This is a genomic window from Pleionea sp. WD8-19 (genome assembly GCF_055326765.1).
Map to the genome: position 1 here is coordinate 25949 of NZ_JBUZOU010000016.1, position 17133 is coordinate 43081.

General features: G+C 43.1%; 10 protein-coding genes. 5 read left to right on the forward strand and 5 right to left on the reverse strand.

Features of this window, described 5'->3' with window-relative positions:
• The 5 genes from fabV to ACTUJY_RS16530 form a co-directional block, all read right to left on the reverse strand.
• Window positions 1–1179 carry an enoyl-ACP reductase FabV gene (gene fabV / locus ACTUJY_RS16510; protein WP_463617225.1) on the reverse strand — a complete coding sequence of 393 codons (1179 nt, stop codon included), beginning with the start codon at window positions 1177–1179 and terminating at the stop codon, window positions 1–3.
• Between the two features lie 115 nt (window positions 1180–1294).
• On the reverse strand, window positions 1295–2293 hold the full coding sequence (locus ACTUJY_RS16515) for a 2-hydroxyacid dehydrogenase (RefSeq protein WP_463617226.1): 999 nt from the start codon (window positions 2291–2293) through the stop codon (window positions 1295–1297).
• Between the two features lie 80 nt (window positions 2294–2373).
• Window positions 2374–4047 (reverse strand): Na/Pi cotransporter family protein, encoded by a 1674-nt coding sequence (locus ACTUJY_RS16520; RefSeq protein WP_463617227.1) that lies wholly within the window; start codon window positions 4045–4047, stop codon window positions 2374–2376.
• A gap of 168 nt (window positions 4048–4215) precedes the next feature.
• Entirely contained in the window at window positions 4216–5946 is a 1731-nt protein-coding gene (locus tag ACTUJY_RS16525) for a protein kinase domain-containing protein (RefSeq protein ID WP_463617228.1), read from the reverse strand.
• Between the two features lie 21 nt (window positions 5947–5967).
• On the reverse strand, window positions 5968–7437 hold the full coding sequence (locus ACTUJY_RS16530; RefSeq protein WP_463617229.1) for a NarK family nitrate/nitrite MFS transporter: 1470 nt from the start codon (window positions 7435–7437) through the stop codon (window positions 5968–5970).
• Window positions 7438–7868: 431 nt separating this feature from the next.
• Between ACTUJY_RS16530 and nirB the strand changes: the two genes are divergently transcribed.
• From nirB to ACTUJY_RS16555, 5 genes are all read left to right on the forward strand, one after another.
• Entirely contained in the window at window positions 7869–10460 is a 2592-nt protein-coding gene (gene nirB, locus ACTUJY_RS16535; RefSeq protein WP_463617230.1) for a nitrite reductase large subunit NirB, read from the forward strand.
• 10 nt (window positions 10461–10470) lie between these two features.
• The gene (gene nirD, locus ACTUJY_RS16540; protein WP_463617231.1) at window positions 10471–10815 is read left to right on the forward strand and encodes a nitrite reductase small subunit NirD; all 345 of its coding nucleotides are present in this window, start codon (window positions 10471–10473) and stop codon (window positions 10813–10815) included.
• The gene (locus ACTUJY_RS16545) at window positions 10812–12059 is read left to right on the forward strand and encodes an NAD(P)/FAD-dependent oxidoreductase (RefSeq protein WP_463617232.1); all 1248 of its coding nucleotides are present in this window, start codon (window positions 10812–10814) and stop codon (window positions 12057–12059) included. Before nirD ends, ACTUJY_RS16545 begins: the two co-directional genes overlap by 4 nt.
• Window positions 12060–12097: 38 nt before the next feature.
• Window positions 12098–14755 (forward strand): nitrate reductase, encoded by a 2658-nt coding sequence (locus ACTUJY_RS16550; protein WP_463617233.1) that lies wholly within the window; start codon window positions 12098–12100, stop codon window positions 14753–14755.
• 144 nt (window positions 14756–14899) lie between these two features.
• A complete protein-coding gene (locus tag ACTUJY_RS16555; RefSeq protein ID WP_463617234.1) occupies window positions 14900–17131 on the forward strand; it encodes a TonB-dependent receptor in 2232 nt (743 codons plus the stop codon).
• Window positions 17132–17133 lie beyond the last annotated feature (2 nt).

The window sequence follows — 17133 nt, forward strand, 5'->3', positions numbered from 1 at the left end:
TTACTCCCAATTTACCACAGGGTTAACATCGGCATCGTAATCCACATTTTCGAAACCAAACCCAAATAATTTCAAAAAGTCTTGATGATACCCTTCGTAATCACCGAGTTCTGGAAAGTTTTCAGTGGTAACTTTTTCCCAAATAGCCTTAATCTTACTCTGAATTTCGTCATTCGTTTCTACAGTATCCATGCGAAGTCGTTTCGCTTCGTCAACAGGAGGGTTTTCTGCAAATAAAAGATGTTTAAATAAACCATATATCTGCTCGATTACGCCTTCGTGACACCCTTCATCTTTCATGACTTGAAACATCAAGGAAATATACAAAGGCATTACCGGAATGGCTGAACTGGCTTGAGTAACAACCGCCTTGAGGGAAGAGACATAAGCACGCAAGTTAAGCGACTGATACTGTTGGTTCAGAGCCGCTGCCGCTCTATCTAAATCTTCTTTCGCTTTACCTATCGTCGCGTGCCCGTAAATAGGCCAAGTTAACTCTTTACCAATGTAAGTATAAGCGGTGGTCCGACAGTTAGGCGCAAGCACTCCGGCTTCATTTAGCGCTTTAATCCAAAGCTCCCAGTCTTCGCCCCCCATAACTTTAATCGTATTATCGATATCGTCTTGAGTGGCAGGCTCAAGCGCAATTTCATGGACAATTTTTTTAGTGGTATCGAATGTTTTGGTTGTGTAACGATCACCAATGGGTTTCAGTGACGAGTTATAGGTATGGCCTGTATCGGGATCGGTGCGACGAGGAGACGCCAAACTGTAGACAATTAAATCCACCTGCCCCATGTCTTCTTTGATCTGTTCGATCACTTGTTTTTTGCACTCATGTGAAAAAGCATCGCCATTGAGCGTTTTGCAATACAACCCTTCTGCTTTTGCTGCTTTATGAAACGCTGCAGTATTGTACCAACCAGCGGTTGCTGTTTTTGTTTCGGTGGGCTCTTTCTCAAAGCAAACACCCAGTGTTTTAGCACCAGCGCCAAAAGCGGCCGTGATTCGTGAAGCCAAGCCATAACCCGTCGAACAACCAATGACCAGAACGTTTTTTGGACAATCTACTTGGCCTTGAGATTTTACATAGGCAATTTGTTCATTAACCGAAGCTTCACATCCAACTGGATGAGCATTAATACAAATAAAACCACGAATTTTTGGTTTGATAACCATAAGCGATTTGTTCCTCTACGAATTTATGGCGCAATAGTAACCTGACTCATTATGAATGAAAAGTGCTGTGCAACAGGTCGGTTAAGTTACGAACCTTAAATGGGGTTTCAAACTTTTAAGTTTTGATTTGGTTAGTGCATACTCCGGTTTCAAACCATTGCTTAATGTTGCATAAAGTAATGTCAGCTATATTGGTTAAGGCTTTTTGCGTGAAAAAACCTTGATGCCCCGTAATTAACACATTTGGAAATGTGGTTAATCGCATAAACAAATCATCCATTACAATTTCTGTCGATAAATCTTCAAAGAATAAATTACTTTCTTCTTCATAAACATCAATTGCGAGATAACCCACCTTCTTTTTCTTTAACGCCACGTATACATCGTGTGTGTTTAACAAGCCACCACGGCCCGTATTGATTATTGTCACCCCTTGCTTCATTTTACTCATTGCAGACTGATCAATCATGTGTTTCGTTACCTCGGTCAATGGACAGTGTAACGTTATAATGTCCGACGCCTTTAATAGCTCGTCATAACTGACATAATTTACATTCTCAAACTTTTGAAGCGCTTTATCCGGGTTAGGATCATTGGCTAAAATACGACAACCAAATCCACTAAACAATTGACAAACAACTTTACCAATATTTCCCGTGCCAATGACGCCTACGGTTTTCCCAGCCACTTCGTGACCAGTCATTCCGACCAATGAAAAATTACCCTCTCGCACACGATTATACGCCTTGTGTGTTGAGCGATATAATGTTAGCAATAATGCTATAACATGTTCTGCAACAGAATGTGGAGAGTACGCGGGTACACGTAATACGGGCAGGTTAAAACCATTTGCAGCAGGCAAATCCACATTGTTATAACCCGCGCAACGCAAAGCAATGCAACTCACACCAAAGTCTTTAAGTTGCTTTAATACATCACTATCTAGTCGATCATTGACAAAAGCACATATCGCATCATACCCACTGGCTAACTGAACATTAGTCTCATTGATCTTGGTATCAAAAAAATCCATTTGAAAACCGAATGCCTTATTGGCTTGCTCAAAAAACGCTTCGTCATAGGATTTACTGCTAAAGAATGCAATTTTAACCATGCGTTTTACTTCACCTTTTAATTTCTTAATCGCTCAATCAAGATCAAACATTTATAGTTTAAGACTACCCTTTTCAACATTCATTCTTTTGAGTGTTTTGACTTAACGATCTCCTGCCCCATACCGTATTCCAATTGAAGTTCGCTTTTCCCTTCTTGATCGCTTCCTCCTTTGATTTTATTTCGTTCCATTGTAATCATCTCAAACGCTTGTTTTGCTTGCACGAGTAACTCAACAAAACGTCGACTGAAACTTGCAGCTTGTAACGCTACATCAATCGCATTTAAGCTCATTTGTTTTGCAATACTCGCTTGCAATAAATTTTCTTTAACTGACTTATAGTTGTCTTTAAACCGTTGTAGCTCTATCTCAAATTCATCAGGCAATAAGTTCTTTATTTCTATATTGAATCGATTAACTTCCGAAAACCAATCATCTAATTGCTTAGGAAGTAGTGTGTGATTATCTAAACTTTCATCGACACGCTCGATAATATCGATAAACGTTTGCGATGCGTAGTTTAAATGGTGGCATACTGCTAATCCCGCACTTAACGCCTCCCCTTGTTGTTGTGTGAGGTTGGATTTAAAACTGACTTCGATTAACTCTCGCATTCGAGCGAGTCGCTCAATGGATTGCATACATTCATCTTTTCGAGTAATCAACTCTTGGTTGGTCGATAAACGAAATTTTTGCACATGATCACTTAATTCTCTTAAGTCCAAAATCATAGCTCGAATCGCTAAATCTGGAACGCTGGCAACATTTGAATCCAAATGATGCAGCCTGAGTAAATCAATATCCATAGAGCGATACGTGTGCGATAAAAATTGGATCAATTTCGGCTCAATGGGCCACATCAGCACAACGCCCAAAATATTAAAACAGGTATGAAAAATAGCGAGTGTCAGTACTGGGTTGGTATCAAGTTGAACCACTCGCGCAATCGACTCAACAAACCACCAAAATAATGGCAGTATTAATAGCGCGACGAGACCCGTTAATAAATTAAATATCACATGCGCAAGCGCTAACCGTTTCGCATTAACAGTCGCCCCAATTCCGGCAATTAAAGCCGTTGAGGTTGTGCCTATATTAGCGCCAATCACCGCTGCCGCTGCGGTTTCCATACTAACAACTTGGCTCGCGACCGCAGTCAAAATGATTGCAATTGCAGCACTCGATGACTGACTGATTAAAGTAAGCATTAATCCGATGATCAATGCCCACAAGGTAACAAAGCTTCCACCGGCCAGCAATGCGCCTGGCTCGATCACTTGAGCGTAATCAATAAAAGTCCCTTTTAAGGCATCGATCCCCATAAACAGTAGACCAAATCCGGCAATAGCCATACCCAGCGCTTGCCCTCGCTCTTTGGGATAGAACATACGCATCATGGCACCGATGCCCAATAAAGGAAGAACAAACGTATCGATTTTAAAGCTAAAGCCAAATAAAGTGACTATCCAAGCTGTGAATGTGGATCCTATGTTGCTTCCGAACACAACCCACAAGGCACGTTGAAAATTTAACAGTCCTGCGTTTACAAACCCCAAAGTTGCGATGGTGACAGCACTCGATGATTGCACTAATGAAGTGATAAAAATGCCTGCGAATAACCCCCGAATTTTTCCAGAAGTCCAATGACCTAAGAGTTTTTGTAAGGCGCGGCCTCCTGCCATTTTTAATCCCTCAGTCATCATCCACATACCGAGTAGAAACAGCCCTAGAGATCCCAGCAATTGAAATAACATTGATACGGTTTTATTGTCGCTTAGAAGTTAAATAGAACGATAACCTGCTTTATCAAAGCCAATTGTTACTAAACCACTTGTTTACCTATTTTAGGGAAACCGAACAGAGTCTATAAATTAAATATAGCTGCTTAAACAGAAAGTGAAGGGTTTATGCCGCAGAAAAGACTATGTTTGTAGGACTACCAGCAATAGTAAGAAGATGAGAAAAAATTGAATGCCGCAAATCCAGCTCAGCGTATCTCTCTTTAAGTAAGGCAAAAAGGTGCGGTTGGGTTGTTCGACAGGATGTTGTAATGCATGAATAAACTCACTTGCTTCCTGATAGCGCTCCTTTGCATCTAAGGCTAAGCCCTTCGCGATTACACGGTCAACCCACGCTGGCACATTCGGGTTGATTTCGCAAATAGGCTGGTATTTGAGTCGATACAGCTGTGAAGACTTGCGGCAACTCTGAAGCTTTCCATGGTAAGGTTTGCGGCGAGTAAGCATTTCATAAAGAATCACAGCAATTGAGAAAAGATCGCTAGCAAAGTCAGGCTCGCCTTTTAGTATAATCTCAGGCGCTGAATATCCCAAAGTACCGAAGGCTTTATCGCGCACAAACGGCACGGAAACTTCGTGTACACCCTTTACCAGACAAGAACCAAAATCGATGATGGTAATGACGCCACAATGAGTCACCATAATATTGTCCGGCTTTAAATCTTGATGTAGAGTTTCCTTGCGATGCAATGCCTGCACCCCTTTCAACATTTGAGTCGCGAGATAAATCACCTCTTCTAACGGCAAAACGGAATGCTCAGCCATCCAGTTACCTAGCGTTTGACCATTAACTTCTTCCATTAAATAATACAGCGATTGACGAGCCTTGCCGGCATTTTTAATTTTAACAATATGCGCACTTTGCAGTCGCATGCCAATCCAGGGTTCCACTAAAAAATTTTCAATGTAGGCTGGGTCATCTATAAAATGAATGGAAGGTGCTTTTAAAATACAGTGACCATTCGCATCACTCACCCGATAGATATGACTACGCTTGCCATGGTAAATTTCGGCATCAATACGATACCCATCGATTACGTCGCCCTTTCTCATAACCGGTGGAAACGGCAACTTAGATAAATGACGGTAAAGCTCATCCGCACTAATGGAAGGCAATGTATTCAGTTTTATTAACTGACAACTCAAATTATCTTGACTTCCCCGCTGACCGCTTTTTTTTATTAATTGTTCACAACGCCAATCAAGACTGTGTTTATGTTGATTGATAATGGAAAACATTTCACTGTCAGTCAACGTATCGTGAACACCATCCGTAGTGAGTAAATAATAATCGTTGGGCTGCAATTGAAATGTGAAGTAATCCACTTTTAAATCTGGCTCTAAGCCCATTGCACGCGATAAATATTTTTTCCCTGGAGCTACCTCTCTCGCATGATCACGAGACAGCTGCAATAGCTTTTGATTACGCATCTGATAAATTCGAGAGTCACCAACATGGAAGCAATAGGCCGTTTGTGATTTGATAATTAAAATACTTAACGTGCAAAGATAACCTTTATGCTGATCGTTTAAATGCCTTCCTTGCCAGAATAGCCATCGATTCAGCGCAGTAAGTACTTTTTGCGACGAGTGCTTTACACTCCAACTTTCGGGCGTGGCGAAATAGTCCTGAATAAAATTAACCACACAGGTTTCCGCTGCTTCTTTGCCACCTGCTGCGGCGGATACACCATCTGCAATAACCGCAACCATCCCCTTTGTTGCCAAGAGACGTCCTTCAGGAACGCGTATTCCGATACTGTCTTCATTGACTGACTTTATACCCGCAAACGATAGTTGTGCCAACTCCACATCAACCGTGTATTGCAAATGTTCCAGTTGCGATAGCCCCATACTTCTTCTTATGTCCGTGTTTTAACTCACTTCTATCAATTCAACACTGCCATCCTGACGCACTTCGGCAATGTGTCCTTTGGGCTCATCCATGAACTGCACGAAAACAATTGTAACTGCCGCAAACACTGCAATGATCATAAAAAACGTTGAAGCTTCAACAAACGTCAATAGCGTTAAAAAAATCACAGCCCCCACGTTACCGTAGGCGCCGACCATGCCAGCAATTTGACCAGTCAGTCGACGTTTGATTAAAGGTACCGTAGCAAATACAGCGCCTTCTCCCGCTTGAACGAAGAAAGAACAACACATGGTCGCTACTACCGCAAGTGCCAATGGCCAGCCACTGTCAATTTGGCTCATGATCAAATAGCCAAAGGTTAAACCGACCAGTAATAACGTTAATAAACTTTTTCGACCGAATTTATCAGACAACCATCCACCACCAGGACGCGCCACTAAGTTCATAAATGCATAACCCGATGCGAGTAAACCGGCTTTTACTGGATCCAGATCGAATGTCTCCATAAAAAACAAAGGCAACATCGAAACCACGGCCAGTTCAGAACCAAACGTTACCAAGTAAGCTAAATCGAGAACCGCTACCTGCTTGAAAGCGTAACGATCAAATTCCGGTAACGGCTTGTTAAATCGTTCTTTATTCACACGAATGATCTGAAAAACTTGAAACGTGGCCATCAACACAACCAAAACGTACAAAACATAAATACCGACTTCGGGTATCAAAGCCAAATTGCCTGGCCCTAACTTCCAAATCAGCACCAATAAAGTTAGCGACATAGGTATGGTCATCATCAAGTACAAAATCAGATCGTTTCTAGTGGACACTTCGAGGCCTCCGGAACGATGCGGTTTAAAATATTCCGAACCTACGGGTGTATCTCTTACACGCCAAAAAAAGAAAAGCCCGTAACACAAGGCAATCAAACCCGTGCAGCCAATCGCGTAACGCCACCCATCTTGTCCGCCAAAAATTAAAGCAACCGTAGGCAAGGACATTGCTGCTGCAGCTGAGCCAAAGTTCCCCCAACCACCGTAGATACCCTCAGCCAATCCGATATCACGTGCAGAAAACCACTCACTGACCAAACGTATACCAATAACAAATCCGGCACCCACGAAGCCCAATAGGAAACGTGTAATGGCCAGTTGTTCAAAACTTTGCGCCAACGCAAAAGCAAAGCAAATAAAAGAAGACGTTATTAATAATGCTGAATAAATAACCCTGGGCCCCCACCGATCTACCAGCATACCCACGACCATACGTGCAGGAATAGTGAGGGCGACATTGAGTATCAATAACGCTTTGATCTGATCCGACGTTAAATTAAATGCCTCTTTAATATGTGCTAAAAGTGGCGCATGAGAAAACCACACAACAAAAGAAATAAAAAATGCAATCCAGCTAAGGTGCAATAAACGAATCCGAGCTTGCGAAAGATCCAACACGTTAAATTTTTTTATGCTCATAAAAGTGCCCCAGTTTTGTTCCTGTTAATGGGTTGGTTCAAAGCTCTGAGGCAATTGATGTGCCATGAGAAAATGGCGCAATGTTCATGGTGCAAGGAATGCCCTTGGTAGCCGAGAAAGCGCGAAACCGTTCCTGGGGAATAACCATCACTAAAAATAGCACGTGAGTGGTTAAGATCTTCATGAACTTCGTTCCACCATGAAAAATCAAGTACCAATTGAGTGCAACACATATCGCTTTAAAGTTCGGTTGCGCCAAAAAAGAACATCATTCAATCAAGAGCAAAATAAAATTAAGCGCTAAATTACTATTCCCTGATTTGTAATACGCATCATCTTCCAATTCTCGCACTTCGTTCCCTCATCCTTTCATGTATGGCACAGCAATTGCCTTTACTAAATTCAATACGGGATAACGTTAAAAACAAACAATGACGAAACAGAAAATAGTGGTAATCGGTCATGGCATGGTCGGCCATAAATTTGTTGAAGAGATGGTGAACGCTCCAATTATAAACGAGGTCGAGATCACCGTACTTTGCGAAGAAGCTTATCCGGCTTACGATCGGGTAGGACTTAGCCGCTATTTCGAAGGAAAAACCAAAGATCAGTTATCGCTTGTAGAGAAAGACTTTTTTCAACGTCCTAATCTGCAACTGAAGCTCAAAGAGAAAGTGCTGAACATTGATTGCAGTAAGCGAGTCGTTAGTACCGATCGAGAGAGTCAATACAATTACGACTTTTTAATTCTTGCCACAGGCTCCTTTCCGTTTGTACCACCTATCGACGGTAATAATCGTGAACATTGTCATGTGTATCGAACATTAAATGACTTGGATGCGATTAAGCAATCCGCGCAAAGATCCAATAGCGGTGTCGTGATTGGCGGTGGCCTGCTAGGACTGGAAGCAGCGAACGCCTTGAAAAACTTGCAACTGAAAACATCGGTGGTTGAGTTTGCTCCCGGTTTAATGGCGAATCAGTTAGATTCAACCGCCAGTAGCACCTTAAAATCTTTGATCGAACAGTTATCCATTCAAGTATTCACCAATAAAGCAACAACAAAAATTGTTAACGGAAAACGTGCACGATACTGTTTGCACTTTACTGATGGAGATACACTGGAAACCGATATGGTGGTATTTTCTGCAGGAATTCGACCGAATGATCGCATTGCAAAACAAGCTCGCTTACAACTCGGTGAACGCGGCGGTGTAAACATTAATGAGTACTGTCAGACTTCGGATGAGCGTATTTACGCTATCGGCGAAGTGGCGGCGTGGCAAAATAAAACGTTTGGCCTGGTAGCACCTGGCTATCGAATGGCTCGTATTGCCGCAAAACATTTATCCTATCGAGTGACGCAAAACACCTCGATTATCGATAACAACAAGGTTGAAAAATTTCAGGGCGCTGACATGAGCACCAAACTGAAATTGCTGGGCATCGATGTCGCCAGTATCGGACAGGTGCATAACCATAATGACAATGTTTCGGCTTTTATCTATCACAATGAGGATAAAGGCTTCTATAAAAAGCTTTTTCTTAATAAAAGAACAAACACCTTGGTCGGTGCAATATTAGTGGGTGATGCCAAGGAATATTCGGGATTGCACCAATTGTATTTGAATAACACAAAGTTAAATAACGACCCGGGTGCCTTGATCGCACCACAAATGGACGGTCAAAGTAACGCGATGGGTGTGGACGCGTTGCCAGAATCCGCACCTATCTGTTCTTGTAACAATGTCACCAAGTCGACAATTTGTCAGGTAATCGATAAAGGCATTATCGATTTGGCCGAACTGAAACAATCAACTAAAGCGGCAACCAGTTGTGGTGGATGTGCTCCATTACTCAAGCAGTTGCTGGACCATCAGTTGGAAAAATCGGGGATCGAAATAGACCATTCCATTTGCGAGCACTTCAATTACAGTCGACAAGAACTGTACCATTTGATCCGCGTCGAAAACATAAAATCCTTTCAACAATTGATCACCGAATATGGGCAAGGAGACGGTTGTGATATTTGCAAACCGGCTGTCGCTTCAATTCTTGCGTCCTGCTGGAACGATTTTATTTTGAACCAGCAACACGCCGGATTACAAGATACAAACGATTATTATCTTGCCAATTTACAGCGTGATGGCAGTTATTCGGTAGTGCCCAGAATTCCCGGAGGGGAAATCACGCCCGATAAACTGATCGTCATTGGCGAAGTAGCCAAAAAATACGACCTTTACACCAAAATCACCGGTGGGCAACGCATCGATTTGTTTGGTGCACGTGTTGATCAACTTCCCGATATTTGGCGAGATTTAATCGATGCTGGCTTCGAGTCCGGTCACGCCTACGGAAAATCGTTACGCACGGTAAAATCTTGCGTTGGGTCAACTTGGTGTCGTTTCGGTGTACAGGACAGCGTCGGTCAAGCGATCGACATTGAAAAACGTTATCGTGGTTTACGCTCGCCACACAAAATAAAAATGGCCGTATCGGGTTGCACACGGGAGTGCGCTGAATCACAAAGCAAAGATGTTGGTGTGATTGCTACGGAAAAAGGTTGGAACCTTTACGTTTGTGGCAATGGCGGTATGAAGCCTCGTCACGCGGATTTATTAGCGAGCGACCTGAATACAGAAACATTAATTAAAACCATCGATCGCTTTCTCATGTTTTACATTCGAACGGCTGACCGATTACAGCGAACATCGAACTGGCTGGAAAATCTGGAGGGCGGTCTCGATTATTTGAAACAAGTGATTATTGAGGACAGTTTAGGCATCGCAGAAGAACTGGAAAAGCAGATGCAACACAATATTACTAATTACCAGTGTGAATGGAAGACAACCATCGAAAACCCACAAGTCGTTAAGCGCTTTAAGCAATTCGTCAACAGTGACGACATTGACGACAGCTTGCAATACGTGCGCGAGCGCGATCAAAAAAGACCACTGTACGTCAATGAAAAACCAACGTCAGTATCATTGAAAGGCAATTCGATCCCGGTCGCGGAAGTTTAGGAGTTAAGTGATGAATTCGAATACAAAACTTAAATGGCACCCTATTTGTGAAGTTGAAAGTATTATTCCGGAAACGGGCGTTTGCGCCAAAATAGGTCAACAACAAGTTGCACTGTTTCGTACTCGAAACGATCAGGTGTATGCGTTAGATAACCGAGATCCATTCAGCCACGCCTATGTACTTTATCGCGGCATTGTGGGCTCAGTAAAAGGAAAAAGAGTCGTTGCTTCTCCTGTTTTCAAACAACATTTTACATTGGACACAGGGGAATGCTTACAAGACAAAAACGTTAAACTGACAACGTTTCCAGTACGTGTTAAAGAAGGTCGAATTGAATTGGGTTTAGTTCAATGACAAAGCAAAGTAAAACCAAACTGCTGGTTATTGGTAATGGCGTTGCTGGAAACCGGGTGATTGAAGAGTTGATTCAACTGGCTCCTCAGCAATATCAAATAACGCTCATTGGTAATGAAATCGACAGCTATTACAATCGCATTTTATTATCACCTGTACTGAGTGGCGAAAAATCCGGAAGCGACATAACGGTTCACAATGCCGACTGGTATCACCAAAACAATATTGAGTTAATCACCGGAGAACACATCCAATTCATCGATCGTGCCCATCGTAAAGCCATCGGTAAAAGTGGACGGCACTATGGTTACGACAAATTGATACTGGCCACGGGCTCCAATCCTTTTATCTTACCGATAGAAGGCCATCAACTGGATGGAGTGATTGCGTTTCGAACATTGCATGACACCCGCGAAATGATTCGCCGTTGCAAAACCATAGAAAACGCCGTGGTTATTGGTGGAGGACTGCTCGGTTTAGAGGCTGCTTATGGATTGGTTCAACGAGGCATTAACGTAACTTTGCTGCATAATTTGTCCTGGTTATTGAATCAACAATTGGATCAACCCGCCGCCATGCTATTACAACAACAGCTGGAAGCGCGAGGCGTCCATTTTATTCTCAATGCCAACACCAAAGCGATATTAAGCAAAAACGGCAAACAAGTTTCTGCGGTTGCGTTAGACGATGGTACGCAAATAATGGCTGATATGGTGGTGTTCGCTGTTGGCGTAAAACCCAACATAGATTTGGCGCAAGTCAGTGGCATTTATTGCCAACGCGGCATACAGGTGGATGACGTTATGCAAACGTTTGACCCATCAATTTACGCCGTAGGTGAATGTGTGGAGCACCGTAAACAAACTTTCGGAATGGTATTACCCGTCGTTGAACAAGCCAAAGTGTGTGCCAATCATCTGGCGCATCAGGGATACCAACACTACCGTTTTAAGCCTTCACCAACACAACTGAAAGTTTCCGGAATACACTTGTATTCTGCGGGTGTCATTCAATCCGACAGCCATTACGAAAGGATGCATTTTTTCGCCCCTGATCAATCCATATCACAAAGTATTTTTATTGCTGACAACAAAATCAAAGGCATTTGTTTATTGGGCGATGTGTCAGCGGGTCCTTGGTTGTATCAAATAATGCAGCAAGAAAAAGAGATAAGTGATATTCGACAACGCTTATTTTTGGGAGCCATGCGCCAAGAAAAGGATTCTCTTTCGGTCGCTGCGTAAATTCATTCTTCAACAATACGGTTAAGTTATTTGAAACGATGCAGAAAAACGCTTATTCATCAATCAATACAACCTGCGCTTACTGCGGTGTTGGCTGTGGCATTACCATACGCTCCGAGCAATCAAAACTCAAACTCAGTGGTGATCCAAACCATCCTGCCAATCACGGGCAATTGTGTATTAAAGGTCACAACTTATTGCAAACCATTGACACGACACCTCGTTTAAAGAAACCTCGCGTTTTTGGTAAAGATGTTGATTGGCAAACAGCGATTAATGCAACTGCGTCCGGCCTAAGAAAAGTCATTGAACGCTACGGTCCAAATGCCGTTGCTTTCTATGTCTCTGGGCAATTGCTGACAGAAGATTATTACGTCGCTAATAAATTAATGAAAGGCTTTATTGGTAGCGCGAATATCGATACCAACTCTCGACTGTGCATGTCTTCTGCAGTCGCCGCACATAAACGCGCCTTTGGAGAAGATCTGGTGCCTGTTTGTTACGACGACATCGAGCAAGCTGAATTAATTCTCTTAACCGGTTCGAATATGGCCTGGACTCATCCCATTATTTTTCAACGCATTCAGAAAGCAAAACAAAATAATCCAAAATTGAAAGTAGCGGTCATCGACCCTCGTAAAACCGCAACTTGTGATATTGCCGATTGGCATTTACCGATAAAACCGGGTAGCGACGGCTTTCTTTTCTCCGGACTTTTATATTATCTCTCGAAAAATAATCACTTGGATACTGGCTACATTCAACGGCACACTCAAGGTTTTCAAGACGCCGTTGATGCCTGCCCTACATCCGTTAAAACATTGACGTCACTGGCTGACATTTGCCAGCTTTCTGAAGTGACGATCGCCCGACTCTTTCAATCGTTTGCCAGTACGCAAAAAATCATTACTGTATTTTCCCAAGGAATTAATCAATCGTGTAGCGGGGTCGATAAAGGAAACGCAATCATCAATTGTCATTTGGCGCGCGGTGCCATTGGTAAACCCGGTGCAGGCCCCTTTTCCATTACCGGACAACCCAATGCAATGGGTGGACGTGAAGTTGGCGGACTTGCCAATCAATTGGCGGCTCATATGGACATTGAAAATCCGTTACACCACCACATTGTTAAAGAGTTTTGGCAGGCACCAAAACTTGCCAAGAAAACAGGGTTTAAAGCCATTGAAATGTTTGATGCTATCGCCAACAATAAAATAAAAGCCATTTGGGTCATGGCGACCAATCCTCTTTTCAGTTTACCCAATCGTAATAAAGTGGAAGCGGCGTTGAAACAATGTGAATTGGTCATCGTTTCAGATTGTGTCGCTCAAACTGACACCAGTAAGCTAGCGCATATTCAATTACCTGCGTTAGCCTGGGGTGAAAAAGACGGGACAGTCACTAATTCCGAACGACGAATTTCTCGTCAACGCGCTTTTTTAACACCCGACGCTAATGCTCGACCCGACTGGTGGATCATAGCTCAGACGGCGCAAGCCATGGGATTTACAAAAGCGTTTCATTACGAATCACCGGCCCAAATTTTTCGAGAGCACGCTCGACTGTCAGGTTATGAAAACTCAGGAGATCGTGTTTTCGATATCAGTGCTTTGAAAAATATATCCGATGACGAATACACACACTTGCAGCCATTTCAATGGCCTAAGCCCGAAAGCAAAAGTGATTCAATAGCACAGAAAACGAATCGACTTTTTGCTCAAGGTCGTTTTCCAACAGCGAACGGTCGTGCGCGATTTATAGCGATAAATCCACAACTACCCAAACAGTCAACGAATAAAAGCTTTCCACTCCTCCTCAATACAGGTCGCCTGCGCGATCATTGGCACAGTATGAGTCGCACCGGTCATACATCCATTTTGTTTCATCATGATGCCGAGCCATTCCTTCGAATTCACCCCGTTGATGCAGCGAAATACCGGTTGAGAGAAAAAGACTGGGTCGTGGTTAGCAGTCGTCAAGGTCGGTGTTGTGTTCCAGTTATAACGGACACTCAGCAAAGTCTTGGTCACGTTTTTCTGCCCATTCACTGGAACCAACAATTTGCAACGCATGCCAACGTATCCCATTTAACGGCTGAAGTTTGCGACCCAATTTCGGGACAACCTGCTTTTAAACACACCCCCGTTACATTAAAAAAAATTCCGATTGCTTTTCAGGGCACGATTTGCAGTCGCCAACCATTAAAACATCTGGATGTTGAGTACTGGCATTTTTGGCCGTTAGAAAGCGGCTATCAATATCGAGTAGCGACCAATAACAACGCCTTGGACTTCAATCGACTGCTCTCATCGCTCGAAGTAACCGACGGACACTGGTTGACTTATCAAGACCCGGTGGTCGGAGAATATCGAGCAGCCTACTTTCGCCAGGAAAGCTTGCAATACTGGCTTCACTTCAGCCCCAAAGCGAGCCAAGTTTCCGCCCACTGGTTAAATCAGCAATTGCTTGAACCTCATAAAACCACAACAGAAAAAAAGTGGATTCTTTTTGGGCAATCGGCAAGAGCCCAAGTCGATTTAGGGCCATTGGTGTGCAGTTGCTTTAATGTGTTTCAAAAGACCATTGAAAACGCAATATCGACAGGAAGCTGTACTACCGAAGCCATCGGTCAACGCTTTAAGGCCGGAACCAACTGCGGTTCTTGCCTTTCAACCATCCAAGCATTATTGGATTAAGGTCAAGTCCAATAGAATTATCCTCTGATATCGCCCTTTTTTAACAACGATTTGTTCTATACTGGATTACAAGCAAACCAAGAAAAAGGCTATTAAAGCGAGTAATCTTTGAAGTTAGCAAACGCTCACAGAAAGCGGTTTAATATGGCGTCAATCCGCTCAGCAACGGTCCCGTTACTGTGCATGGGTTTGCTTACGCCTAATATTTATGCCACTGAAGAAGACATTTGGAACATGTCTATCGATGAGCTGCTCAACGTTAAAGTGAAAGTAGCCAGTAAAATAGACACAAAAATTTCACGAGCGCCTGCTATCACCACTGTCCACAATCAACATCAACTGCAAGATTACGGATTTGAGGTACTGAACGACTTACTCTATTCGTTACCTGGTTTTGGCCCAGCGCAAGACTATGATCGCCCCACTGTCGCCTTTCGAGGCAACTTTGACAGTTGGAGCAATAACCACATTTTGCATCTCATTGACGGCATCCCTTTTAACGACAACCTATACGGCAGTGCTTACACCTGGATGATGCCAATGTTTTTTAGTCGAAACGTGGAAGTGATACGAGGACCTGGATCGGCACTTTATGGCAGTAATGCAACCAATGGTGTCGTTCAAATGAATACCATGAATGCAGAAGATCTTGATTCCATGGTATCGACGCGCCTGTCCTTGCCAGCCGGTTACGGAAACCGACGCTATCAATTCATATCGGGTACCTATGATAATAACTGGGATTTTATTGTCGCCTATCACCTCGATCGCACACAGGGTCAAAATTATCTCAGTTACGATGGTTCAGGTAGATTAGCGACCGACTCAGACCCCATCACCAACCGGCCACGTGCGGCTCAATTCAATATTAATACCGAATCGAGCAATCAATATTTTTGGAGTAAGCTGACAATTACAGACAAGTGGCAAATTCAATATCACCACCAGCAATGGCAATTCCATACCGGTCATGGTTGGGTTTTCTGGGCACCCGACTTTAAAGAGTCTATGGCGGAATCACGCGATCTGATTTCATTACGCTATCAAAAACAAAGTCGAAATATCGAACGCGAATACACAATCCGCTACCAAAAGCACAACATCGATTGGAATCAACGATATTACCCCAACGGCGCTTTTGATGACTATTACCCAGCAGGTATGTGGGAATATTTAGACACACATGCAGAAGACATCTTTATGCGTGCCCAGCTCACGTTTTACCTCAATGAACAAGCTTCCTTTTTAACCGGGTTTGAATCGGATTATTTCATTTACGAAGGTGACAACGAACATTACAGTAACATTAATGTCGACTCGCCTGCTTTTGAGCCCTTTCCCGATAATCGCAATCAATCTTTAGGTCCATGGCTCGACTACCTTCTCGACCAACCCGTCATCAACAGTGCTATTTTTATGCAACTTACGAGTGGTGCTTGGATCCACAGTAACTTCGAACTGACTTTGGGGTTACGTTGGGATGAGTTTAATGTGGATTACCGAGACATCAATCAAAATCCGATAACCAAAGTAAAAAAGCATTGGTCTCAAGTTAGCCCTCGCATAGCCAGCGTGTGGCAACTCACACCCAATTACACTATGAAACTGCTTTGGAGCAAAGCTTTTCGCGCGCCGACGCCGACTGAAATGGGTGGTGCCCATACTTTTTCGTTGGCATCCAATATCGCACAACTCGAACCAGAAAAACTCAATTCATTAGAGTTAGGAGGCGACTGGCAAATCGACTTAAACCATCAATTACGATGGAACCTTTTTGTCACCGAATTTGAAAACCAAATTGCTTACTCAACGGTAAACTTTAATCTGAGTACGAATATTTTTTCCACGAAAAATGCGGGCATCGAAATGGAGCTCAATGGCCGTTATCGCGACTGGCATTGGTACGGAAATGTTTCTCTGACACGTCGTCTGGATGAGGAAATTCTCGCATTCGATGAACAAGGCACTCCAGAATTCAGCGCCCACAATCGTGACTTAAAGTGGGAACCTGAAACAAAAGTGAACGCAGGTCTCGCTTATCATATTAATAACGACTTACGCGTAAGCTTTAACTTGCATTACCAAGATGAAGTGGAAAGGCGCGATAGCGAACTCGGTAACCCTCAAGGTGAATTACCGCTTGGCGTCACGGTACCCGACGATTTTAACTTAGACGATCACAGGCCAACAAAACTCAGCTCCTGGACCAACATCGATTTCAACAGCGAGTATTACCTAAGTTCTCGAATGTCGTTTCAGATTAAAATCGTTAACCTGCTGGATAAACAACGTTACCTATTAAAAACCGGTCCATTTCCTTTTGATTACCAAATGCCGGAACGACAAGTGATGATTTATTTTAATAGCGCTTTTTAAAG